This window comes from Priestia sp. D3YE.R1 (genome assembly GCF_049199565.1).
Classification (GTDB): domain Bacteria; phylum Bacillota; class Bacilli; order Bacillales; family Bacillaceae_H; genus Priestia; species Priestia aryabhattai.
Genome location: NZ_JBLTHW010000002.1, coordinates 276,214 through 298,468, shown reverse-complemented (window position 1 = coordinate 298,468; position 22,255 = coordinate 276,214). Strand labels below are relative to the sequence as shown.

Below are 22,255 nucleotides of genomic sequence, written 5' to 3'. Positions count from 1 at the left end.
GTCTTGATTTAAAATTAAAAGTCAAAGTTATCCGGATCTGGACCTACGCGGTGATTTTGATTTAATGCGTTAATTTTTTCAACTTCTTCTGCATTTAATTCAAAATCAAATACGTCTGCATTTTGGACAATACGATGTTCTTTTGTTGACTTAGGAATCGTTACTACTTCGTTTTGTAAGTCCCAACGTAAGATAACTTGAGCAGTTGATTTTCCGTGTTTTTCGGCAATTTGAGTTAGCACTTCGTTATCAAGCAGCTCACCTTGTGCAAGCGGTGACCATGCTTCCACTTGGATTCCTTGTTTTTTGCAGTATTCACGCACTTCTGTTTGTGTTAAAAGTGGATGAAATTCGATTTGGTTTACCATCGGCTTAACTTCTGCATCTGCAATTAAGTCTTCTAGATGATGAACTTGGAAATTCGATACGCCGATTGCACGAATTTTCCCGTCTTTATAAAGCTTTTCAAGTGCTTTCCAAGTATCTTTATACTTACCTTCAACCGGCCAGTGAATTAAGTATAAATCTAAATATTCAAGACCTAGCTTGTTTAAGCTTGTTTCAAACGCTTGAAGAGTTGTGTCATATCCTTGATCTGCATTCCACACTTTTGATGTAACAAATAGTTCTTCGCGAGAAACACCTGATTCTTTAATTGCTTGTCCAACGCCTTCTTCATTTTCATAAATTTTAGCCGTATCAATGCTTTTATATCCAGCTTTGATTGCATATTTAACTGAGTCTACAACTTCTTGACCATCTTCTACTTTATAAACACCTAAACCTAACCAAGGCATTTTAACGCCATTTGCTAAGGTCGTCGTTGACTGTAAGTTTTCCATGTTGCTGTTCATCCCCTTTTTTGACTGTTGAATTATTCGTAAAGAGTAATTGCTTGTGAAATTTGTTCTGCGCATTGTTTAACAAGTGCAGCATGTTCTTCGTCTTTCTCTTGTGAAATACGAACGGATGGACCTGATAAAGCAATAGCTGCCATTATTTTTCCTTTTCTGAAAATAGGGGCTGCAATACAGCGAACGCCAGGCTCCCGTTCTTCATCATCGACAGCATATCCTCTTTCCTTACTTAAAGCCAAATCAGCTTCAAGCTCGTCCAGCTCGGTAATCGTTCGATCTGTATAAGCTTCAAGCGAAAGTTCGTGAAGAATAGATTTTTGCACGCTGTCCTCTTGATAAGCAAGAATACACTTCCCAATAGCATTTGCATGAAGCGGCTTTTTATTTCCTACTTCGGAATGCGTACGAGTGCTATATTGCCCGTTCACCACCTGAGTTGTAACCATTTGTTTATGATGGAGAATTCCCGCGTAAATGGTCTCATTGGTCTCTTCACTCAGCTTCTGCATAGCAGGAACAGAGAGCCAATTCATTTCATAATTCGTATGCATCGTATTTTGCACGAGTGCCAGCACCAGTTGCGGTGAAACCGTATAGCGGTTAGACGGGTTTCTTACAATAAATCCGTTTTGTTCAAGCGTGCTTACGAGACGATACATCGTACTCTTATTAAAACCGAGCGCTTCCATCATTTCTGGAATAGTCATATTCGGACGGTTTAAAAGCAAAGAGAAGATATCTAATCCTTTTTTTAAAGTTCCAACCTCGGACATGCCCTTCTTCCTCCTTTTATCCGAACAACAATTTTATTATAAAACAAAGCTCTTTATCGTATCAAATAAGGAAACTAAACCAAGTTATTTTCCCTATATGAGAGAATATATAACGTAATTGTTCTTCTTAATCTATTCCACTGTTTTTTCTATTTAAACATAAAAAAAGCCTTAACAATAGAATTTTTTTACAGTTTTTTAAATTAGCTTTGCTTTTCACTCGTTAACTTCTTCAAATCGCTTCAGCTGCTCCAGCTGATTTTCCTTTTTCATAATTTCTTTCTGGCGCTCGCCTAGTAAATCGAAATGAGGATAGCCGGATCGATTATCAATATACTTAGCGGGAATACCATACTTTTCTCCCCACTTAATCAGCTTATTTAAGTCACTGCAACCTACTTTTGTTACGGTAGTTGCATTTGGAAAACGCTCATCAAGCCAGTAATGAGTTAAAAATGCGATCTCTCCTCGCTTAACAGCTGCTTTCCATGCGTTTAGTTCCGGGCGCTTGATTCCAAATGCCATTATTTCACCTTTTCTCTTTTATATAAGTAGTCACATTATTTGTTTACTATAAAGAAAAAATATCATTCATATAGAAATCTTTCATAATATCTTGCCTATTTATAACCATCTCTAAATAATAGCGTACTTTCTCAACCCGTTTCCTGTCTAACATTATTGTGTGCTTATGATTTTATCATCATCTTCTTTTGCTTTTCAAAAGATCAAACAAAAAAATAACGTTTAAATAATGAAGAAAAGCCTTATATGTAAAAGAAACCAAGGATTAATTTCAACATTTCTGTTGCGAATGATTTTTCCTTTATATTGAATGTTGTTCGTTTTTTATTATGGCAGTATGCATTTAGTTTGAATCTTTAGTATATTAAAAAACTTCCAAAGTTACCATTCTCACAAAAAGACAGAATTTACTTTTTATTCCGAAAATAATATAATTCAAGTGATATGAAGCTTTTTGCTTCATCTATTTATTATCAAAGGGGGAATTCCGCTTGGCGATGAATGAAAATTCTTTAAAGAAGGTTAACAATGCTTCTTCCTCTCCTGATTACACAGAAATTGTACAGTCTGCTTCATTTCAAAAGCTTTTGAAACAAAAACGCAATTTTATTCTACCGCTCTCTCTGTTTTTTCTTGCTTTTTATTTTACCTTGCCTATCTTAACGGCTTACACAACCGTCTTAAACAAACCGGCTTTTGCTTCTATGACTTGGGCGTGGGTATTTGCTTTTGCACAGTTTGTGATGACCTGGGCCCTCTGCATTTTATACACAAAAAGAGCCTCGAAATTTGATGAACTTGTTGACACAATAAAAAAAGAAGCTGCAAATTGAATAGGGGGTTAAATGAATGAACGTACTAGCTTTTTCACTTTTTTTAGCCATTGTAGGTCTTACGCTAATTATTACGTATGCGGCATCCAAGCGGACAAAAACGACCAGTGACTTTTATACAGCAGATGGAAGTTTAACCGGCTGGCAAAACGGTATGGCGATTGCCGGAGATTATATGTCTGCTGCATCATTTTTAGGCATAGCTGGAATGGTAGCGCTTTCTGGATTTGACGGTTTTTTTTACAGCATCGGTTTTTTAGTTGCCTACCTCGTTGTGTTATACATTGTAGCTGAACCGCTTCGCAACTTAGGAAAGTACACGATGGCAGATATGATAGCGGCTCGTTTTAACGAAAAGAAAGTGCGTGGAGTTGCTGCGTTAAACACAATCACCATTTCCATTTTTTATATGATTGCGCAGCTTGTTGGAGCAGGAGCATTAATTCATTTATTGCTTGGTCTAGATTACGTGTACTCTGTCTTGATTGTCGGCGTCTTGATGACGGTTTACGTTGTATTTGGAGGGATGACAGCGACCAGCTGGGTGCAAATTGTCAAAGCCTTGCTTCTGATGATTGGTACGTTCATTATTTCCATTATCGTATTTTCAAAATTTGATTTTAGCTTAGCTAAAATGTTTTCTGAGATGAAAACCGCAACTCCTCTTGGTGACGGCTTTTTAAATCCAGGAAATAAATTCAAAAATCCGCTGGACATGATTTCGTTGAATTTAGCTCTTGTTCTTGGTACAGCAGGCCTGCCTCATATCCTTATTCGTTTCTTTACAGTAAAAGATGCCATCACCGCACGAAAGTCTGTTATTTATGCAACGTGGATCATTGGCGTTTTTTACATTATGACAATCTTTTTAGGGTTCGGCGCTGCTGCATTCGTAGGGTACGATGATATTATCAAAGCAAACGCAGCAGGAAACATGGCAGCTCCCCTTCTCGCTCAAGTTCTTGGCGGAGACTTTCTCTTTGCGTTTGTCTCAGCTGTAGCTTTTGCTACGATTTTAGCTGTTGTAGCTGGGCTGGTGCTCTCAGCAGCTTCAGCATTCGCGCATGACTTCTATAGTCATATTCTCCGTAAAGGAGCTGCAACTGAAAAAGAACAGGTAGTAGCTGCACGATGGGCTTCTATTGGGGTATCCATTCTATCTATTATTCTTGCATTATTTGCTCAAAACATGAACGTAGCATTTTTAGTTGCACTTGCCTTTGCAGTAGCAGCGAGCGCTAACTTGCCAATTATTCTACTTACCATTTTTTGGAAACGTTTCAATACAGCAGGAGCAGTCACTGGCATGCTGGTTGGCCTATTCAGCTCACTGTTTTTAGTTGCCATTAGTCCAAACGTGTGGGCACCTGAGCCTGGAGCTGCTATCTTTGTAGGTGAACCGCTCATCACGCTCACAAACCCTGGTATTATCTCTATTCCTCTAGGCTTCTTAGCTGCTTTTATAGGAACACTTCTTTCGTCTAAAAAAGCCGACGAAAAGAAATTTGATGAGATTTTAGTAAAAGCAAATACAGGTATGGGAATCGAAGAGCCTGTCAAACATTAATGCCAAAAAGCCTTGAAGCAGTCTGCTTCAAGGCTTTTTATTAGAATAAATCTTCTTGTAAGCCAATAGCGGCAATTTGTTCATTTCTAAACTTTACAGCTAACATATGCTCTTCTTCCCACGTACATTCAAAAAACAAACCAAGTTCTCTTGTATCATGAGGTGCTTCAGGAACAAAGATTTGAATACACTCAACTAAAAAACCAATGTCTTTTCGCTTTTTTACATTCGGAACTAATAAGTCTACCACGTCTTTTTCAACTTGAGTTCTGTATTCATCTCGCACCTGTTGATAATAATCAAAAAGAGCTTTTTCCGTCCTCTTTAACAATAATTCACTTTGAAGCCAAAATGCTTGAAAAGCCTCTTCTTGCCGTTTTTGAAATGGCTTCTCTTTATCTCCATCAATTGTCAGCAGCACGTGTTGTTTTTGTCCAAAGAAAGTGACCTGTTTTTTTCCAACCCAGGCCGAGTCATATAACAAAGATCCAAAAAGTGGATGATGTACTCGTAATGTTTGATTCATTGCATACCTGACCCTCTCAAAAAGTGGATTTCTGCTTGCATTGGCGTATAATAAATGGTGCTTGAAACAAACTTCTAAACTTATTCTATGTTACCATATTTTTTACAGAAAGGAGTGCCACAATGTGTGAATACAATTAAATCTTTGTACCCTTACTTAAAACCTTACAAATGGCTTGCGCTGTTTGCCCCGCTATTGATGGTAATTGAAGTGTTAGCTGACCTTCTGCAGCCTACTATTATGCAGCATATCATTGATTATGGCATTGCAAACAACAATCAAACATATGTTATCACCCGAAGTATCCTTATGCTCATGTTAGCAATCATTGGCTTAGCTGCTGGTATCGTCTGTGCCATCCTTAGCACAAAAGCAGCAGTAAATTTTTCTACCGATATTCGGAAATCGCTGTTTGAAAAGATTGAAAACCTTTCAAACAGCAACAGAGACAAACTAGGGACTGGTCACTTAATTACCGTCATGACAAACGATGTAACGAGTGTTCAAAACGCATTGAATATGACGCTAAAAGTATTAGTTAGAGGTCCTTTACTTTTTGCAGGAAGTATTGTGATCGTGTTATTAACAGCTCGTTCTTTGTTTCCTATTATCGTCGTGGTCGTCCCTATTTTATTTTTATGCATTTGGTTTGTGATCACGAAAGCTGGAAAACTTTTTAAAAAAGTTCAGCAAAGCGTTGATCGTGTAAACACAAAAGTCCAAGAAAATTTATCAGGGATGCGTGTAGTAAAAGCGTATGTAAGAGAAGCATATGAAATCAATCAGTTTAAAGAAGCAAACAGCTCCTTGACGCGAGCTAATATGAGTGCCGTTCAGCTTATTTCGCTTTTAATGCCCGTTATTTTATTTGTAGTAAATATCGGAATGGTAGCTACTCTATGGCTGGGTGGACTTCAAGTTGAAGCAGGGAAAATTGAAGCAGGTGTGATTTTAGCTTTTATTAATTACTTAACGATTATTTTAAACGGACTTATGTCAAGCAGCATGGTGCTGATGCAAATTACACGCGCATTCCCTTCAGCTGAACGAATCGATTCTGTTTTAAAAACAAAAATAGACATTCCTCCAGCAAACTCTGCTGCTCAAATTAACAGACTTAAAGGTGATCTATCGTTTCAAAATGTTACATATAGCTACAGTAAAAATGGCGAAAACGTATTAAAAGATATTTCATTTACTGCTAAACACGGGGAAACCATTGGCATTATCGGCTCTACTGGAAGCGGAAAATCGACGCTTGCAAAACTTATTTCGCGCTTATATGATCCTGATGGCGGTGAAATTTTTATAGATGGAAAAAATCTCACGAACTATGACGTAAAAGAGCTTCGCTCATCCATTGGGTTCATTCCTCAAAAAGCTACGCTGTTTACCGGAACGATTGATATGAATATTCGAATGGGAAAAGATCATGCTTCTTCCTCAGAAATTGAAGATGCTGCAGCTTTTGCATGCGCCACGGAGTTTATTGAAAAGCTCCCAGAAAAATATGAGTATCCTTTAACGAGAGGAGCTACCAATTTATCAGGAGGGCAAAAGCAGCGCCTTTCAATCGCCCGTGCATTTGTTAGAAAGCCTGCTATATTGGTCATTGATGATGCAACTTCGGCGTTGGATGCTGTCTCAGAAGCGCAGGTACTAACACATTTAAAAGAAGAGTTTTCGGATGCAACCGTCATTATTATTGCATCTAAAATTTCGTCTCTTCTTCACGCTGATCATATTATCGTCATGGATGAAGGCAAAATTGCTGAACAAGGGACTCATGAAGAATTGCTTCGTCACCGCTCTCTTTATTACGACATTTATCTTGCACAAGGCGGAAAAGAGGTGTTGCCTAGTGAATAATCAAGGTAAAAATCAAATGAGCTCTATTCGCGGCCCTAGAGGAATGATGAAAGGTCCTGTAGTGAAGCCAAAGAATGCGAAAAAAACACTGCACAGAATCTGGTCATATATGGGGAAACGAAAGCCTCCGCTTGTAGCTGCGATAATCTTAGTTATTGTGACTTCCCTGCTTAATTTATTAGGCCCTTATTTAATTGGGGTTATTATTGATGAGCATATTATTCCCAAAGATATCGGCGGAACGATACGAATGTCACTCACTCTTGCAGGAATTTACATTACGACATCTTTGTTAACATGGCTGCAAACCTATTTAATGGTAAACGTTTCGTTTACGACCATTGGAATGCTCCGCCAAGATTTATTTGCAAAGCTTCAGACTCTCTCCCTTCGCTTTTTTGACAAACGAGCTCACGGAGAGTTAATGAGCCGGGTTACTAATGATATTGATAATCTAAACAACGCTCTGAGTCAAAGTGTCATTCAGGCTCTGTCCTCTATTTTGTCTTTAGTGGGCATTACCATTGCGATGTTCTCGCTCAACTGGATTCTTGCTATTATCACGCTGATTGTTATTCCATTGATGGTTATAATCGTTCGACAAATATTAAAACGAAGCAGTGAAAATTTTGTCAAACGCCAAAAAGACTTAGGTGAACTAAACGGCTTTGTAGAAGAAGCAATCTCTGGAGGAGAAGTTGTTACGCTTTTTAGTAAGGAAAAAGATTTTTTAACTGTTTTTAATGAACGAAATGAACAGCTGAGAAGTTCAGCAACAAAAGCAGAAACATTTTCAGGCTTTTTAGGTCCTGTCACAAACTTTATTAACAACTTAGGCTTAGCACTAGTAATTGGAGCAGGAGCATTTATGGCGGTTCAAGGTAGCGTTACAGTGGGGATGATCGCTTCGTTTGTTAACTACTCCCGTCAGTTCTCTCGCCCAATCATTCAAATGGCAAACTTAGTAAACACCATTCTTTCGGCTATTGCCGGCGCAGAGCGCGTGTTTGCGATTATGGATGAGCAGCCAGACGTCACAAACAAACCAACCGCTCTTTCTGTTACAAAATTTGCAGGAGACGTTGCTTTTGAGAACGTATCATTTGGCTATACTGACGGAAAAATGATTTTAAAAAATGTTACACTTACAGCAAAAAAAGGTGAAATGGTTGCTTTGGTCGGTCCGACAGGTTCTGGTAAAACAACAATCATTAACTTACTCACACGATTTTATGACATCGCAAACGGAGACATTAAAATTGACGGCCTCTCCATCAGTGACTATAACATCCATGATTTACGAAACCGAATCGGCATTGTTCTTCAAGATACCTATTTATTTTCCGGTACGATTGCGGATAACATTCGATTTGGCAGGCTAGATGCCAGCGATGAAGAAGTTAAAAGCGCAGCAAAAATGGCAAATGCTCATTCTTTTATCAAGCACCTGCCGCAGCAATACGATACTGTGATTTCAGCCGGTGGAGGAAATTTAAGTGAAGGTCAAAAGCAGCTTTTATCGATTGCCCGGGCCATGCTCTCTGACTGTGATATTTTAATTTTAGACGAAGCTACTTCTAATATTGATACAAAAACAGAAATTGATATTCAAAAAGGAATGAGTAATCTATTAAAAGGAAAAACAAGCTTTGTGATTGCTCACCGCCTTAAAACAATTGAAAATGCAGATCAAATTCTTGTTTTAAAAGACGGACAAATTATTGAAGAAGGAAATCATCGCCAGCTGCTAGAGAAACAAGGTTTTTACCACAAGCTCTATACGCAGCAGTTTACGATTTAAAAGGCAAACACCTTCATGGTGTTTGCTTTTTTTGTTGTATTATTTATCTATCACGGCTACAATTTTCCCTTTTACCCGACGAGTCGCCAGTTCATCTAATGCTGCTGGCACTTCGTCTAGTGAAATGACTTTTTCCACGAGTGCATTTAGCTTATTTTCTTGTAAAAGCAAAAGCATTTTATTTCCCATTTCAGCAAGTTTTCGCTGTTCTTTTACGTTATTAGACTGATGTACACTTCCTAATGCAACTTGATGAAACGATAGTGGATGTGCAAACGAAATTGCATCGTTTACATTAGGCGGACCTGCGATAAATGCAATTTGACCGTTAAAAGCAAGAGCCTTCACCGACTCGTCTGCATTGGCACGTCCAACGGTATCCAAGACTAAATCTACACCGATTCCACCGGTAAGCTCCAACGTTTTTCTCACAAAGTCTTCTTTACGGTAGTCGATTACATAATCAGCACCTAAACTTTTTACAAACTCATGATTGGCAGAAGATGCGGTTGTGAGCACTGTAAGACCTGCATTTTTGGCAAGCTGAATGGCAAACCCGCCCACCCCTCCAGCACCTGCGTGAATTAAAATCGTTTGTCCTTTTGAAGCGTTCATTTTGTGAAACAATGCTTGATATGCTGTATACCCCGCACATGGAATAGCTGCAGCATCTTCAAATGAAACTCCTTGTGGAATAAGAGAAACTGTGTGAGCTGTTGTCACTCCGTATTGTGCAAATCCGCCTTTTTTTGATAAATCGCTATGATATACAACGCGGTCTCCAACTTTAACAGTTGTGACTTCTTCTCCCACTTCTTCGACAACGCCAGCTGAATCAAGTCCTAATACATGAGGATATGTCCAACTGGGATTACCGCCGTTTCCCGTTTTATAATCTACAGGGTTCAGGGCAGTAGCTTTAATTTTAACTAAAATTTCATCTTTAGCTGGATGCGGCATTTGGATATCTCCGACTTTCATCTCACTTACTTTCCCTTTGCCTTCTAGCAGTAAAGCTTTCATCAAGATCTCCCCTTTTACATTTCTTCCTTCAATTAAAAGTTCTTTTTCAGTATAATAAATACATGTTGTTTACAAAAGACGGCACTTTCATGTAACCAGGTACCTTCCCGGTAACCTAGGTCTATGGATATTAAATTATTATATCCATATTTCATATCTATTTATGAATGGAGGATTAACGGTGAAAGCACCCCACTATAATGTACCTGTTGAAGCAACGCTTGAGGTAATCGGCGGGAAATGGAAAGTTGTTATTTTATGCCTCTTAAAAGAAGGCGAAAAACGTTTTAGTGAACTTCAGCGAGCTATGCCTGCTATTACCAAAAAAATGCTGTCTCAACAGCTAAAAGAATTAGAAAAAGATGGTGTAGTTAATAGAAAAGTATACAATGAAGTTCCTCCTAAAGTAGAGTACTCACTCAGTGAAGAAGGCGAAACCTTACGAGAAATTTTAAATATGATGTGCGCATGGGGAGATAGAAGAATGGGAAACACGCCAAATTGCAGCTAAGTTCTCCTAGCAGCTCTGTTAAAACAACCGAATAGCTGCTGTGAGGAGCTATTCGGCTGTTTTATCTATTCTCCTACTCTTTCTTGCGAGTCGCCCGTGTGTAAGAACTTCTGACAACACTATAGAATTCTTTCGCATTTTCAGCTATGATGATGTCGAACGATGCAGCCAGAATTGTCGAAATAAAACTCAAGAATGATAGGTGATTCAATGATGCAATTAGGTTTAGATTTATCCCAAAAACAACTATTAAAATTGGCCATGACACCTGAATTACGTCAGTCTATCAACATTTTAAATTATTCTACGGCCGATTTAGTTCATTATCTTCATCAGCAAGTCAATGAAAATCCTGTAATTAAACTGTCTGCTGGCGACTCTCAGCAAAAAGATTCATTTTATACTCGAGAGCAGCGTTCATATTCAAAAGGTCATACCGATGACGAGTATAATCCGTTTAATTATATATCTGATCAAACTGTGACATTAGAGAGTCATTTATTAGAGCAGCTGTCTATGCTAAATCATTTACACTCACACCAAAAACACATCGTTCAATTTCTAATTGGAAACTTAAATAAAAACGGCTTTTTAGCAATTGAGCCAAAATTGGCAGCCGAACTGCTGAATGTTTCAATTAACGAAGTCAACGATATGATTCACGTTTTACAAAGCTTTGATCCAATTGGAGTGGGGGCTCAAAATTTTGTCGATTCCCTGCTTATTCAAATTAAGGCCAAAAGGTCAAAGCCTCCTCTTTTATACGACGTGGTAAAACATGATATTGAAGATATTGCTAACAAAAAATATCGGAACATTTCAAAAAAATACTCTATTTCGATGCGTGAAGTACAAGAAATTGTTGACTGCTTGCGGACATTAAATCCTCGTCCAGCAGGAGATTTCCACGTCCCGCTTACGAAGTACATCTCGCCTGATGTAACGGTACAGAAAGTTGACGGCCGCTATCATTTTATTCTTCATAGCGAGCTGCTTCCGCCCATCGAAATTAACAACACCTACCAAAAACTGGTTCATCGCTCTGCATGCGTAACAACCGATCGATACGTACAGGAAAAAATCCATGAAGCTACTTGGCTAATCAATAGTATTGAGCAGCGTAATGCGACGATTTACAACGTGTCCAAAGCCATTGTGGAACATCAGCAAGATTTTTTTGAAACGGGTATTTCGGGGCTAAAGCCGCTTACCTTAAAAGATATTGCTCAAAAAGTAGATTGTCACGAATCAACGGTAAGCCGTGCGACTAATGGAAAGTATATTCAAACGCCACGCGGGCTGTTTGAGTTAAAATACTTTTTCACCAATTCTTTAGAGCGAAATGATGGAGAACAAAGCAATTCTACTGCCTTTATAAAAGAAAAAATTAAAACATTAATTGCCGAAGAAAATAAATTAAAACCTCTTTCAGATCAAAAGCTCATGTCTCTTCTTTCCAGCGAAGGAATTCAAATTTCAAGAAGAACAGTCGCTAAATACCGTGAAGAAGCAGGAATTGAAAGTTCTTCTAAGCGGCGACGATTTTAATATTGCTTATTCTAAATTACAGCTTTATCACTACTAAAAAGAACCCGTTGATTTTACTCAACGGGTTCTTTTTATCGGTTTCCAATAAATAAAAGCCATATGATATTGATACGTATATTCATATGTGCCATTTATTTTCTTTACATGCTGTAAAATAATCTTCTCAGTTTCTAACTTGTCAACATCTTTAGAAAGCACCTTGGTCGAGTTCTTCTTGATGAGATCTTCGTACGTCTCATAAGTTACCGTTTTGGTTATAGGAACTAGCTTACAATCTGCATAAATGCCCAGTTCATATAAAATATTTAGTAAGTCAATATATTCCTTACGGCGCCATTTAATCTCGTAGCCAAGTTTTCTATGTAACTCTACGTAATGAGGCTTTTCTGGACCCGTTGACATTCCAATAACCGCCAAACGATTAGCCGAATCATTCATATTTAAGAGACCATCGACAATATTATGCATACGGTAAAAACAGTTTATTCCTACTACGGCATCATAGTTATCTGTTAGACGCTCATACTCCCATTTACCTTCTATGAAATTTAGATTAGAGCGGGCATTCGATTGCGTTTGTAAGTAGCGGATGATGCTTGGCGAACAATCCATACACGTAAGTTCTTTTACATAATCCGCTATAGCAAACGTATAATTTCCCCACCCAGGGCCAATTTCCACGACAGAGTCAGTTGGATTCAAAAAAGCAAGAAGTTCTTGCTGAAGCTGTTTCACTACAGGATCGTTTTCTGAATCAAAAGACATTTTTTCTAGATACTGCTGCCAAAATTCATCTTCAGCTCGGTCATTTATCATCCGTTCTGATATTGAGCCGTCCCATTCTTTCAGGCCTTCCTGCCACTTTTTCACGCGATCACTTTCATATACCGAAAATTTTGTAAGCTGCATGCATTCACGTTCCCCTCTTTTATACGTAAATCTATACTATCATAAAGAAAAAGAGAGTTCCTTTTTAAACTGGAACTCTCTTTTTCTATTTAATTAAATTATGCTGCTGACTCTTCTTCTGTATAGTGCTGTTCTTTTCTTGTGCTGATATAAAACATTATCAATGAAAGAACAGTGAAGATCGCTGCAAAGATTCCAAGTATGCCGGCTTGATGCCATACATAGCCAAAATCATCACCAATTGAAATAATTTCACGGAAGCCGCGAATTGCATAAGTCATAGGCAAGTATGGATTGATTGCCTGGAAGAATTCCGGCACAAGTGCTTTAGGGAATGTACCTGCACTGCCGCCAATTTGAAGCAGCAAAATAATAAACGCTAAATACTGTCCTACTTTTCCTAACGCTGTTGTTAAGAACAAAATCAGCGCAAAGAACGTTACACCTGTAATCATCGTAAAGATATAGAAGTGCCAAATGCTTGTTACGTTTAAATGTAAGCCCCATAAAAGAGCCGTAACGGCAATTGCTGCCTGTAATATACCTACGATCGTGATGACACTAAACTTACTCAAGAACCATGAAATACCTGAAGTTGGTCGAATAGACGGTTCTTTTAATGGATAAACAGATGAGAACATTAACGTTCCTGCAAACAAACCAATACATAAGATATATGGAGCCAATCCGACACCGTACTTATCTACATTGTTTTGTTTATCTGATTTTAAATCCGTTGGATTTGAAAACATGCTGTATGTTTTATCATCCGCTTTAACATCTTTTGCATCTTTTGCACCATCTGCTAAAGATGAATGAAGTTCGCTTGTTCCATCTGATAATTTAGATGAACCATCATATAATTTTGACGAACCATTCGTTAACTCTTTAGATCCATTTGCTAGTTTAGTTGCCCCGTTTTCGAGCTGCGTTAAACCATTTGCTAGCGCTGCGCTTCCTTGTTCAGACTTCTTAAGTCCATCCACCAGCTGCTGCTGACCGTCAGCAAGCTTTCCAGCTCCCGTATGAGCATTAGCAATACCGCTATTGAACTCTGCAAATTTGCTGTTGAACTGCTTTTCTCCGTCTGCTAGTTTAACAGCACCGTCGTATAATTGAGTTTGACCATTGTATAACTGAGTTTGGGCGTTGTATAACTGAGTTTGGCCATTGTACAGCTGACTTTGTCCGTCAGCAATTTTATTAATAGCGCTTTGAATATCTTCTCCGCCTTTAGACAGCTTTTGAAGCGCGGCTGATAACTCTTGCACTTTATCTACTTTTGCTTTTAACTGCTCTGCTTTTTGCTGCTGTTCATCCATAAACTGCTGAGACGTGAGTTTTTTAATTCCTGCAATCAGCGTTTGTTTTTGCTCATCAGGAATGGACTCATTGCTGTTAATGCTGTCAATGAGAGCTTGCTGCTGCTTTTCAAACTCTGCTTTTTTTGAATCAACCTGCTGTTTAATCTGCGTAATTTCTTGTTCCGCTTGATTAATTTGCTGCGTAACGCTGCTCACTTCAGCGTCCACTTGATTTAAGCCGCTTGTAAACTGCGGTAATTTTCCTTGAAGTGTCTTTGTTCCTTCATTAAGTTGCTTTGTAGCATCTTGGAGTTCTTTAGTCCCACCTTGCAGTTTTTCTGTTCCATCTTGTAGTTTTCCTAATCCAGTGCTAAGCTTTCCTGCACCTGTTTCAAGTTCTTTAGAAGCCGCGTACAGTTGCCCGCTTCCATTCTCTAACTTCCCTAAACCGCTGTTTAAGCTGCCTAAGTTTTCATTAATTGTGTCCGCACCGTTTAGTAGCTTGGCCGTACCAGCATTTAAATCTGTTGCGCCTTTTCGTGCATCTGCTAATCCATTTGCCAATTTAGCTGTACCGTCTTCAAACGTAACCGTGCTGTCTGCTAGTTTCTTCATATTATCTTTTAACGTTTTCGAGCCATCTTCTAGCTCACCTGCACCGTCACTTGCTTTTTGAAGACCGTCGGCTACTTGCTTAAAGCTGTCAAATACCGTTTCAGCATACTGCTTTGTGACCGCTTCTTTAATTTGATCATTGATTTTAGCTACTGCGTTTGAGCTAATTTGAGCGCCTGAATAGTTCTTTCCCGCATTTGTATGATAGATAAATTTCATTTTTTTAGGATCTTTATCCATTAATGTTGTTGCATTTTTAGAGAAATTCTTTGGAATTTCTAAAACTAAATAGTAGTCCTCATTTTTTAAGCCTTCTAACGCTTTTTCTTTGTTGGTAAATTTCCAGTCAAATTTATCGTTTTTCTTTAAATCATCAACAAAATCACGACCGACATTCAATTTCTTTCCATCTAACGTAGCACCTTTATCTTCATTTACCACTGCAACTGGAATTTGATCTGTTTTTCCATATGGATCCCAGTAAGCAGATAAAAAGATGACATTATAAAGTAATGGAACAAATAACAATCCGCAAATCACAACAATAGTCATTGGTTTGGAAAAGATTTTTTTCCATTCTCCTTTAATCATATTCATGTTTTCTAGCCTCCAATAATCCTTACTTCCGCCTGACTGTTTGACCGAAAAACATTTTCGGTCATTAAGTTCTGATTAATGTTACCATATTCACAAGAATAAGGTCAATCGTTATTCTGTAATTAAAAGCTGATTTTAGCAGAAAGTTTAAAATCAGCTTTTTAAGACAACGTTCACACTAAATATCAGGCTTAAATCATGAGCTTCATTCGCATCGTTCTTAATAAATGCCCGTCAAATTCATCATCAAATTCATCCACAAGCTGGAAACCTTTTGATTGATAAAATGCACGGCCTATTCCGTTTTCCCTTTCTACGTTAATGTAAACGATTTTTAATTCCTTCGACCGCTTCATTCCTTTTTCTAACAATTGCGAACCGATTCCTTTCCCTTGATAAGCAGGAAGTATATAGATAGACCCTAGTTCTATTTCCCCTCTGTTTTGTAGTCGGAAAAAGTTAGCATATCCTACGATTTTCTCATCAATAGTTGCTACATAAATGAACGAATTGCGCAAGCGCCACAGCAGCCTTTCATTGGAGTATGCTTCTGAAAGAAACCGATTCTGAACGCTTCTAGGAATAATTCCTTCATATGTATCATACCAGCTCATCTTTGCGACGTATTGAACAGACGTAATATCTTCTTTTCTCATTTTGCGAATGATTACCTCCACTCACATCCCTCCTGACAATTTGCTGCTAAAATCGTACATAATTTCACCTAAAAAATATAGTTATAAATATATATTTTTAATTGTAACGCTCTAGAAGCATTGATTGATTTTAGAACCTTATGTATAATCGAGATAGATACAAATTGAAAATGATTATCATTAACAGGAGTGCTGAATGATGAATTTAACTACCGTGAGTATTGGCGACAAAGTAAAAGTTAAAAACATTGAATTTTTAGATAGATCATTAGAACGCCGCCTTCTTTCTTTTGGAGTAAAAAAGGGCTGCGAACTATGCATGAAACAAAAAACCATTTTAGGGGGACCTTGTATTATTGAATGCCAAGGTCAAATGATTAGCATCCGAAAACGAGATGCGGCTAAAATTGAGGTTGAGACAGCATGAGTACAATTGCACTTTTAGGAAATCCAAACACAGGAAAAACTTCTTTATTCAATATATTAACAGATTCCTATGAATACGTAGGAAACTGGAGCGGTGTAACGGTTGAAAAGAAAGTTGGGTCTATTAAAAAGCAAAACAGCCAGCTGGTTGATTTGCCGGGTGTGTATGACTTCACTCCTCTTTCTTCAGATGAAGCAGTGGTAACTAACTTTTTGTTAACCGGAGAATTTAACAGCATGCTGAATATCGTAGACGCTTCTCAGTTTGAAAGAAGCATGCATCTTACTATTCAAGCATTGGAATATGGAAAGCCATTAGTAATCGGCTTAAATATGATTGATGTAGCGGAAAAACGCGGATTGACTTTTAATTTGGAGAAACTTAGCAAATCATTACATATTCCGGTTTCTGCAATTATTGCCCGCAATGGAAAAGGAATTAATGAGCTTCTCTCCACTTTGAAGCAAGATTTAAAAGCCCCGTTATTTCAATTAAATTATGGGGAAACCGCTGAACAAGCAATTCATATGATTCAAACAAAGGCGGATGTCAGCAGATGGATTGCCATTCAATTCTTAGCTGAAAATAGCGTAATCGAATCAACATTAAAAGGAAAAACCAGTTACTCAGAGCTGCTTGAGCTTCGAAAAGCAGCTGCACAAAAATTAAACAAGCCGCTTAGCGAGCATTTCTTCGACGTGCGTACAGCATTTATTGAGCGCATTTCCAGCGAGTGTATCGTAAAGGGCAGCGAAATGCCTCTAACCTTCACAGATCGAATCGATCGAATTGTGACGCATAAGTGGCTCGGCCTCCCTATTTTTCTTGGCTTAATGTACTTGATTTTTAATATTACGTTTACTTGGATTGGCATTCCTCTTTCTGATAAACTGGACGGTTTTTTTGGCGGAACGCTTAGTAAAGGCGCTGATTCTCTTCTAAATGCAGCTGGTGCTGCTCCATTTATTCATGATTTAATTGTGGATGGCATCATCGCAGGCGTAGGCGGCGTATTAGTATTTGTACCACAAATTTTTGTTCTGTTCTTTTTCATTTCACTGCTTGAAGATTCAGGATACATGGCTCGAATTGCTGTAGTAATGGATCGTATCATGGAATTTTTCGGTTTGAACGGTAAAGCATTCATCCCGATGATTATTAGCTTTGGATGTAACGTACCGGGGATCATGGCCGCACGTACAATTGAACAGCGAAAAGAACGCCTTATGACCATTTTAGTAAATCCATTTATGAGCTGCTCAGCACGTCTTCCTGTATACGCTTTGTTTGTAGGTGCGTTTTTTGTACAAAACGGAGCAGCTGTGGTGTTTTCTATGTACTTGCTTGGCATCATTTTAGCACTTGTTGTAACGAAAATTTTATCAGTAACGCTTCTTAAAGACGAACAATCAACTTTTATTGTTGAACTTCCTCCTTACCGCGTACCTCAAGCCAAAACTCTTTGGAGAAGCACGTGGGAAAAAGGCAGAAACTTTGTCCGAAAAGCAGGTACAGTTATTTTAGCTGGCTCTGTATTTATCTGGCTATCATCTTATGCTGGCCCTGGCGGTTTTGGAGTAGCTATGGAAAATAGCTTTATGGCTATTATTGGAGGCGCTATTGCTCCACTATTTATTCCATTAGGCTTTGCGACATGGCAGGCTGTAGCATCACTGATCACAGGCTTCCTAGCTAAAGAAGTAGTTGTTTCGACTATGAGCATCATTTATAAAGTACAGGAAGGACAGCTTGGAGACACAATGAAGACGTTCTTTACACCGCTAACAGCCTATACGTTTATGGTGTTTGTTCTTCTTTACGTTCCGTGTCTAGCAACCGTCGCTGTTATTCGACGAGAAACCGGCTCATTGAAATGGACGGCATTTGCTGTGGCCTATCCTTTAGTTGTCGCTTATCTCGTAGCTTTGCTTGTACACACGGTTGGAAAAATACTTGGGTTTTCTTAAAAGGAGTGACTAACATTGATTATTAATATTTTAATTGGGGTTTTAATATTTGGGTATGCCCTTTATCATATGACAAAATTCTTCCGCAAGAGCACTCAGGGAAAATGCGCAAGCTGCGGACAGCAATCTTCTTGCACGACGGATGATTGCGGTATTGATTGGGATAAAACAATTCAAGAAGCTCAAAATCAATCGTCTTAATACATTAAAAAAGCATCCTGATAGCGGGATGCTTTTTTAATGTTACGCAACTAGTTTTAAAATGAGATGAGAAAGAACTTCTTTTTCCTCTTCACTGCTGACTTTCCATAACTCATGAAGGACTTTTTCTTCTCGGTTTCGAGGTTCCTCATTTTTGGCTAAATAGCTAGCCACTTTTTTTGTAGCGGCCGTTAATTGTTCCTCATTTAACCCGAGCTTTTTACCGACATGGACTTTTTGACTTAAATAATCAGTAAACGTATCAAAGTTCTGCAAAATTGCTTCTTTTTTCTCCGTTCCTAAATTATCTGCCGTTTCTTCAATTTTATTCATGTCTTTTGTAGTTCCTTCATTCATTTGACTCACAGTTAACATCTCCTTTTTAGTGAATAGACTGGTATGTTCTTTCACGCTCAGCTTCTGGTTTTTCGTCTGGCGTCATCTTTTCCTTACTTATTTCAGAAGTTGCATCTTTCACTTTTTCACCAATTTGCTGTAAATCACTTTTAGCATCTTCTACCGTCGATTTTGCATCATGCGTAACGCTTTTCACATCTTCTGCTTGCTTAAAGAAATCTTCGTTTACACGCTCGTACAAATGTTTAGCGTCATTAATTGCGTCTTTTAGCAAATTTGATGCGTTTTTCATTTGCTGCACCATTTTTTCTTTTGTTTCTTGAGGGTTTTCTTTTACTTGATTAATCATATTTGCAGAAGAGTCCTTTAACGTAACGGCTCTTCTTTTAACAGACGAGCGAGTTTTATTATCAAGTAGTGTTATACACCCACCCACAACTGCTCCGACAACAACACCTTTTACCAGCTTGCTGCTGCAGCTTTTTCCCGTGCTAACAGCAGTAGGGCTATTAGCTGTCTGTGGATTGTTATTAATTCCTATATCGTTGTTAATGCCTGCGCTGTTGCTTACAGCAGGGTTTTGTAATTCAGATCGACTTCTTTCCATTTTTACTGCCTCCTTTAGCATTGTTATTGAGTGATTTCCCACTTTTTTTATATTTAAACAATTGAACACAAAAAACATGACTAAAGACCACCTTTTAGCTCGCACTAGTCAAGAATAACTATATAGTAAAAAAACTCCCCCTTTTGAATGGAAAAGCGCAAGCCGGATTTTTGTAAAAGGATTGTCAGCACCGGTATAATAAGAAGTACTTTAAAAGAAATCTTATACTATTGGTTATAGGGGTGAAGCAATTGAGCCAGCTTGATAAGGAATTTAACTGTGAGAAAGAATTAACACTTGCTATTATCGGCGGGAAATGGAAGATGCTGATACTATGGCATTTAGGACGTGAGGGAACTAAACGGTTTGGAGAACTAAAATCCCTTATTCCTGATATTACGCCGCGCATGCTGGTTAATCAGCTGCGGGAACTGGAAGAAGATCTGATTGTTAATCGTAAAGTTTATCCTGTCGTACCACCTAAAGTCGAATACTCACTTACGAAAGAAGGAGAAAGTTTAATGCCTATTTTGACAGCTATGTATGATTGGGGTAAAAATTACCGTGATACTGTGCTGATCAATCAAGAACAAAAGGCAGAAACGTTAATTAAATGATGGAAACTACTCCTTCTATTCCATAGTCTTTATTTTTTTATGCGGATGATATTACTCCATATCATCCGCATTTTTAATGAAAATTAAGCGGTTACAAGACTGATATGTCCATTAGTATACTTCTGTATACTATCATTCCCCACACTATTTGTGGGAAAAGTGCGTACTTTTAAGAACCTCAAACTGCGGGTACAATAACTACACCAGCTGCTTTTTATGTACAAAAGCACAAAAGGTATCTATAGATTTCTGTAAGGAGTGGAGTAGAATGGAATTACAATTAGCATTAGATCTTGTTAATATTTCTCAAGCAAAAGAGGTAGTAAAAGAAGTTGAAGAACATATTGATATCGTGGAAATCGGTACACCTGTTGTAATCAATGAAGGGCTTCGGGCCGTTAAAGAAATTAAAGAAGCATTTCCTAATTTAAAAGTATTAGCTGACCTAAAAATCATGGATGCAGCTGGTTATGAAGTACAGCAAGCTTCTCAAGCCGGAGCAGACATTATTACCATCTTAGGTGTGGCGGAAGATATGTCAATTAAAGGTGCAGTTGAAGAAGCAAAAAAACAAGGTAAAAAAATTCTAGTCGATATGATTGGGGTAAAAGATATTAAAGGACGCGCAAAAGAGCTAGACGAATTTGGTGTTGACTATATCTGTGTACACACAGGATACGACCTTCAAGCTGTTGGTCAAAACTCTTTTGAAGATTTAGTAACAATCAAAAGCGTTGTAAAAAATGCAAAAACTGCCGTTGCTGGCGGCATTAAATTAGAGTCTTTACCTGAAGTAGTAAAAGCACAGCCTGATCTTGTTATCGTTGGCGGAGGCATCACGAGCCATGACGACAAAAAATCAGTTGCTTCTCAAATGAAAGAGCTTATTACAAATTAAGGAGCTTTCTATGCAGACGAGCGAACATTTAAAAACGGTTATGAATGAGCTTTTACAAACAACAGCTCTAATCGCTGACGATGAAGCTGAACAGCTTGTAAATGGCATCATTTCATCTAAAAAAGTGTTTGTTACAGGAGCAGGCCGTTCAGGTCTTATGGGCAAGTCGTTTGCTATGCGTATGATGCATATGGGCATTGATGCTTATGTCATTGGAGAAACCGTGACTTCCACTTTCACGCAGGATGATTTATTAATCATCGGATCAGGTTCTGGCGAGACGAAGAGCTTGATTCCCATCGCTCAAAAAGCAAAAGAACTTGGAGGAAAAGTTGGAGTAGTCACGATTTCCCCCGATTCCGCCCTTGGCAAGCTGGCTGACTTTATCGTGAAGCTGCCCGGTGCTCCGAAGGATCAAGAACAAAGCAGTTATCAAACTGTACAGCCTATGGCGTCACTGTTTGAACAAACGCTTCTTCTTTTTTACGATGCGCTGATTCTTCGCTTCATGGAGAAGAAAGAACTTGATACTCATACGATGTACGGAAAGCATGCAAATTTAGAATAAAAAAGAGGCTAAGAAAAGGTTTTTAGCTTAAGTGAAAAAACGAACCATTAATCAAAATGTTTGATTGGTGGTTCGTTTTTTTTTGTTATGTTGAATATAGTTTCATCTATTTCGTTTCTTCTAGCAGTTGATTGGAGGGCAAGGTGAAGACTCCTGCGGGAAAAGCGGAACAGATGAGACCCCACAGGAGCGCAAGCGACGAGGAGGCTCAGCGGCCGCCCGCGGAAAGCGAAGCCTTGCACGGAGATCAACTGCGGTGTAATAAGCGGTTCAGCTCATGTATCCCATTTGTTCGTCTTTAAGCTAAATTCATTTGATTATGTCTCAACCCTCTTCTTGTTTTGGAATTTTCTATATAACTAAATGTACTTTATCGTTAACTCTTTTTAAAAATCCTATTCGAATTTTGCTGCATCTCCATAAAACGGCTGTTCTGCAACTTTAATCGATTCTGTTGGGCATCCTTCGTACGCTTCCATCATCTCATCTTGCTGATCTTCAGGAACTTCCTTTGTTCCTTCGTTGTTATCTAACACGGCATAAGCAAGACCTTCTGAATCATAATCATAAAGATCTGGTGCGCTCCCTCCACATGCTCCGCAAGCAATACATGTTTCCTTATCTACCATCGTAAAAGCCATAAAAAAACCTCCTTTACCTTTTCACTTTCTCGTTCAGAAAGTTACGTTCAGTATAAGA

At 38.4% G+C, this 22,255-nt stretch carries 24 protein-coding genes; 13 read left to right on the top strand and 11 right to left on the bottom strand.

What is annotated here, in order from left to right; translation table 11 throughout:
- Window positions 1-14 precede the first annotated feature (14 nt).
- The 3 genes from ACOZIR_RS13805 to ACOZIR_RS13795 form a co-directional block, all read right to left on the bottom strand.
- A complete protein-coding gene (locus ACOZIR_RS13805; RefSeq protein WP_045294923.1) occupies window positions 15-842 on the bottom strand; it encodes an aldo/keto reductase in 828 nt (275 codons plus the stop codon).
- Between the two features lie 32 nt (window positions 843-874).
- A complete protein-coding gene (locus ACOZIR_RS13800; RefSeq protein WP_045294925.1) occupies window positions 875-1,630 on the bottom strand; it encodes an IclR family transcriptional regulator in 756 nt (251 codons plus the stop codon).
- 216 nt (window positions 1,631-1,846) lie between these two features.
- On the bottom strand, window positions 1,847-2,155 hold the full coding sequence (locus tag ACOZIR_RS13795; protein WP_045294927.1) for a hypothetical protein: 309 nt from the start codon (window positions 2,153-2,155) through the stop codon (window positions 1,847-1,849).
- Between the two features lie 497 nt (window positions 2,156-2,652).
- Here ACOZIR_RS13795 and ACOZIR_RS13790 point away from each other — a divergent pair, with 497 nt between their 5' ends.
- Entirely contained in the window at window positions 2,653-2,988 is a 336-nt protein-coding gene (locus ACOZIR_RS13790; protein WP_033579473.1) for a DUF485 domain-containing protein, read from the top strand.
- Window positions 2,989-3,004: 16 nt separating this feature from the next.
- A complete protein-coding gene (locus ACOZIR_RS13785; protein WP_013081928.1) occupies window positions 3,005-4,555 on the top strand; it encodes a solute symporter family protein in 1,551 nt (516 codons plus the stop codon).
- Between the two features lie 40 nt (window positions 4,556-4,595).
- Here the strand turns inward: ACOZIR_RS13785 and ACOZIR_RS13780 are convergent, their stop codons facing one another.
- A complete protein-coding gene (locus ACOZIR_RS13780; RefSeq protein ID WP_045294929.1) occupies window positions 4,596-5,081 on the bottom strand; it encodes a DUF6985 domain-containing protein in 486 nt (161 codons plus the stop codon).
- 126 nt (window positions 5,082-5,207) lie between these two features.
- Between ACOZIR_RS13780 and ACOZIR_RS13775 the strand changes: the two genes are divergently transcribed.
- Together ACOZIR_RS13775 and ACOZIR_RS13770 are read left to right on the top strand one after the other, a co-directional pair.
- A complete protein-coding gene (locus tag ACOZIR_RS13775; RefSeq protein WP_310878239.1) occupies window positions 5,208-6,950 on the top strand; it encodes an ABC transporter ATP-binding protein in 1,743 nt (580 codons plus the stop codon).
- A gap of 16 nt (window positions 6,951-6,966) precedes the next feature.
- Window positions 6,967-8,751: an ABC transporter ATP-binding protein gene (locus ACOZIR_RS13770; RefSeq protein WP_421535736.1), complete on the top strand. Its 1,785-nt coding sequence runs from the start codon at window positions 6,967-6,969 to the stop codon at window positions 8,749-8,751.
- A 39-nt stretch (window positions 8,752-8,790) separates the two neighbouring features.
- Here ACOZIR_RS13770 and ACOZIR_RS13765 read toward each other — a convergent pair whose 3' ends face one another.
- Complete coding sequence (locus tag ACOZIR_RS13765; protein ID WP_328120249.1) at window positions 8,791-9,774, bottom strand: zinc-binding dehydrogenase; 984 nt, start codon at window positions 9,772-9,774, stop codon at window positions 8,791-8,793.
- Window positions 9,775-9,937: 163 nt separating this feature from the next.
- Between ACOZIR_RS13765 and ACOZIR_RS13760 the strand changes: the two genes are divergently transcribed.
- Both ACOZIR_RS13760 and rpoN read left to right on the top strand, forming a co-directional pair.
- Window positions 9,938-10,285 carry a winged helix-turn-helix transcriptional regulator gene (locus ACOZIR_RS13760; protein ID WP_034668472.1) on the top strand — a complete coding sequence of 116 codons (348 nt, stop codon included), beginning with the start codon at window positions 9,938-9,940 and terminating at the stop codon, window positions 10,283-10,285.
- Window positions 10,286-10,495: 210 nt separating this feature from the next.
- Window positions 10,496-11,833: an RNA polymerase factor sigma-54 gene (gene rpoN / locus ACOZIR_RS13755; protein ID WP_328120250.1), complete on the top strand. Its 1,338-nt coding sequence runs from the start codon at window positions 10,496-10,498 to the stop codon at window positions 11,831-11,833.
- 57 nt (window positions 11,834-11,890) lie between these two features.
- Here rpoN and ACOZIR_RS13750 read toward each other — a convergent pair whose 3' ends face one another.
- From ACOZIR_RS13750 to ACOZIR_RS13740, 3 genes are all read right to left on the bottom strand, one after another.
- Window positions 11,891-12,742: a class I SAM-dependent methyltransferase gene (locus ACOZIR_RS13750; protein WP_310878241.1), complete on the bottom strand. Its 852-nt coding sequence runs from the start codon at window positions 12,740-12,742 to the stop codon at window positions 11,891-11,893.
- Between the two features lie 98 nt (window positions 12,743-12,840).
- Window positions 12,841-15,258, bottom strand: a complete 2,418-nt coding sequence (locus tag ACOZIR_RS13745; RefSeq protein WP_310878242.1) for a YhgE/Pip domain-containing protein — start codon at window positions 15,256-15,258, stop codon at window positions 12,841-12,843.
- A gap of 191 nt (window positions 15,259-15,449) precedes the next feature.
- Complete coding sequence (locus ACOZIR_RS13740) at window positions 15,450-15,935, bottom strand: GNAT family N-acetyltransferase (RefSeq protein ID WP_080890238.1); 486 nt, start codon at window positions 15,933-15,935, stop codon at window positions 15,450-15,452.
- A gap of 175 nt (window positions 15,936-16,110) precedes the next feature.
- Here ACOZIR_RS13740 and ACOZIR_RS13735 point away from each other — a divergent pair, with 175 nt between their 5' ends.
- The 3 genes from ACOZIR_RS13735 to ACOZIR_RS13725 are packed head-to-tail and all read left to right on the top strand — an operon-like array spanning window position 16,111 to window position 18,509.
- On the top strand, window positions 16,111-16,341 hold the full coding sequence (locus ACOZIR_RS13735; RefSeq protein ID WP_013055605.1) for a FeoA family protein: 231 nt from the start codon (window positions 16,111-16,113) through the stop codon (window positions 16,339-16,341).
- Complete coding sequence (feoB, locus tag ACOZIR_RS13730) at window positions 16,338-18,308, top strand: ferrous iron transport protein B (RefSeq protein WP_328120251.1); 1,971 nt, start codon at window positions 16,338-16,340, stop codon at window positions 18,306-18,308. Before ACOZIR_RS13735 ends, feoB begins: the two co-directional genes overlap by 4 nt.
- A gap of 15 nt (window positions 18,309-18,323) precedes the next feature.
- Complete coding sequence (locus ACOZIR_RS13725) at window positions 18,324-18,509, top strand: FeoB-associated Cys-rich membrane protein (RefSeq protein WP_014461400.1); 186 nt, start codon at window positions 18,324-18,326, stop codon at window positions 18,507-18,509.
- Between the two features lie 42 nt (window positions 18,510-18,551).
- Here ACOZIR_RS13725 and ACOZIR_RS13720 read toward each other — a convergent pair whose 3' ends face one another.
- Together ACOZIR_RS13720 and ACOZIR_RS13715 are read right to left on the bottom strand one after the other, a co-directional pair.
- The gene (locus ACOZIR_RS13720; protein WP_080890239.1) at window positions 18,552-18,875 is read right to left on the bottom strand and encodes a DUF3243 domain-containing protein; all 324 of its coding nucleotides are present in this window, start codon (window positions 18,873-18,875) and stop codon (window positions 18,552-18,554) included.
- Window positions 18,876-18,891: 16 nt separating this feature from the next.
- The gene (locus tag ACOZIR_RS13715) at window positions 18,892-19,473 is read right to left on the bottom strand and encodes a hypothetical protein (RefSeq protein ID WP_045294943.1); all 582 of its coding nucleotides are present in this window, start codon (window positions 19,471-19,473) and stop codon (window positions 18,892-18,894) included.
- Window positions 19,474-19,724: 251 nt separating this feature from the next.
- On the opposite strand from ACOZIR_RS13715, the gene ACOZIR_RS13710 reads away from it, so the two are divergent.
- The 4 genes from ACOZIR_RS13710 (at window position 19,725) to ACOZIR_RS13695 (ending at window position 21,818) form a co-directional block, all read left to right on the top strand.
- A complete protein-coding gene (locus tag ACOZIR_RS13710) occupies window positions 19,725-20,090 on the top strand; it encodes a winged helix-turn-helix transcriptional regulator (RefSeq protein ID WP_045294945.1) in 366 nt (121 codons plus the stop codon).
- Between the two features lie 268 nt (window positions 20,091-20,358).
- Window positions 20,359-20,988: a 3-hexulose-6-phosphate synthase gene (gene hxlA / locus ACOZIR_RS13705; RefSeq protein WP_045294946.1), complete on the top strand. Its 630-nt coding sequence runs from the start codon at window positions 20,359-20,361 to the stop codon at window positions 20,986-20,988.
- 10 nt (window positions 20,989-20,998) lie between these two features.
- Entirely contained in the window at window positions 20,999-21,556 is a 558-nt protein-coding gene (gene hxlB, locus ACOZIR_RS13700; RefSeq protein ID WP_328120252.1) for a 6-phospho-3-hexuloisomerase, read from the top strand.
- Window positions 21,557-21,683: 127 nt separating this feature from the next.
- Entirely contained in the window at window positions 21,684-21,818 is a 135-nt protein-coding gene (locus ACOZIR_RS13695) for a hypothetical protein (protein WP_272946352.1), read from the top strand.
- A gap of 133 nt (window positions 21,819-21,951) precedes the next feature.
- Here ACOZIR_RS13695 and ACOZIR_RS13690 read toward each other — a convergent pair whose 3' ends face one another.
- Window positions 21,952-22,197, bottom strand: a complete 246-nt coding sequence (locus ACOZIR_RS13690; RefSeq protein WP_045294948.1) for a ferredoxin — start codon at window positions 22,195-22,197, stop codon at window positions 21,952-21,954.
- Between the last annotated feature and the right edge of the window lie 58 nt (window positions 22,198-22,255).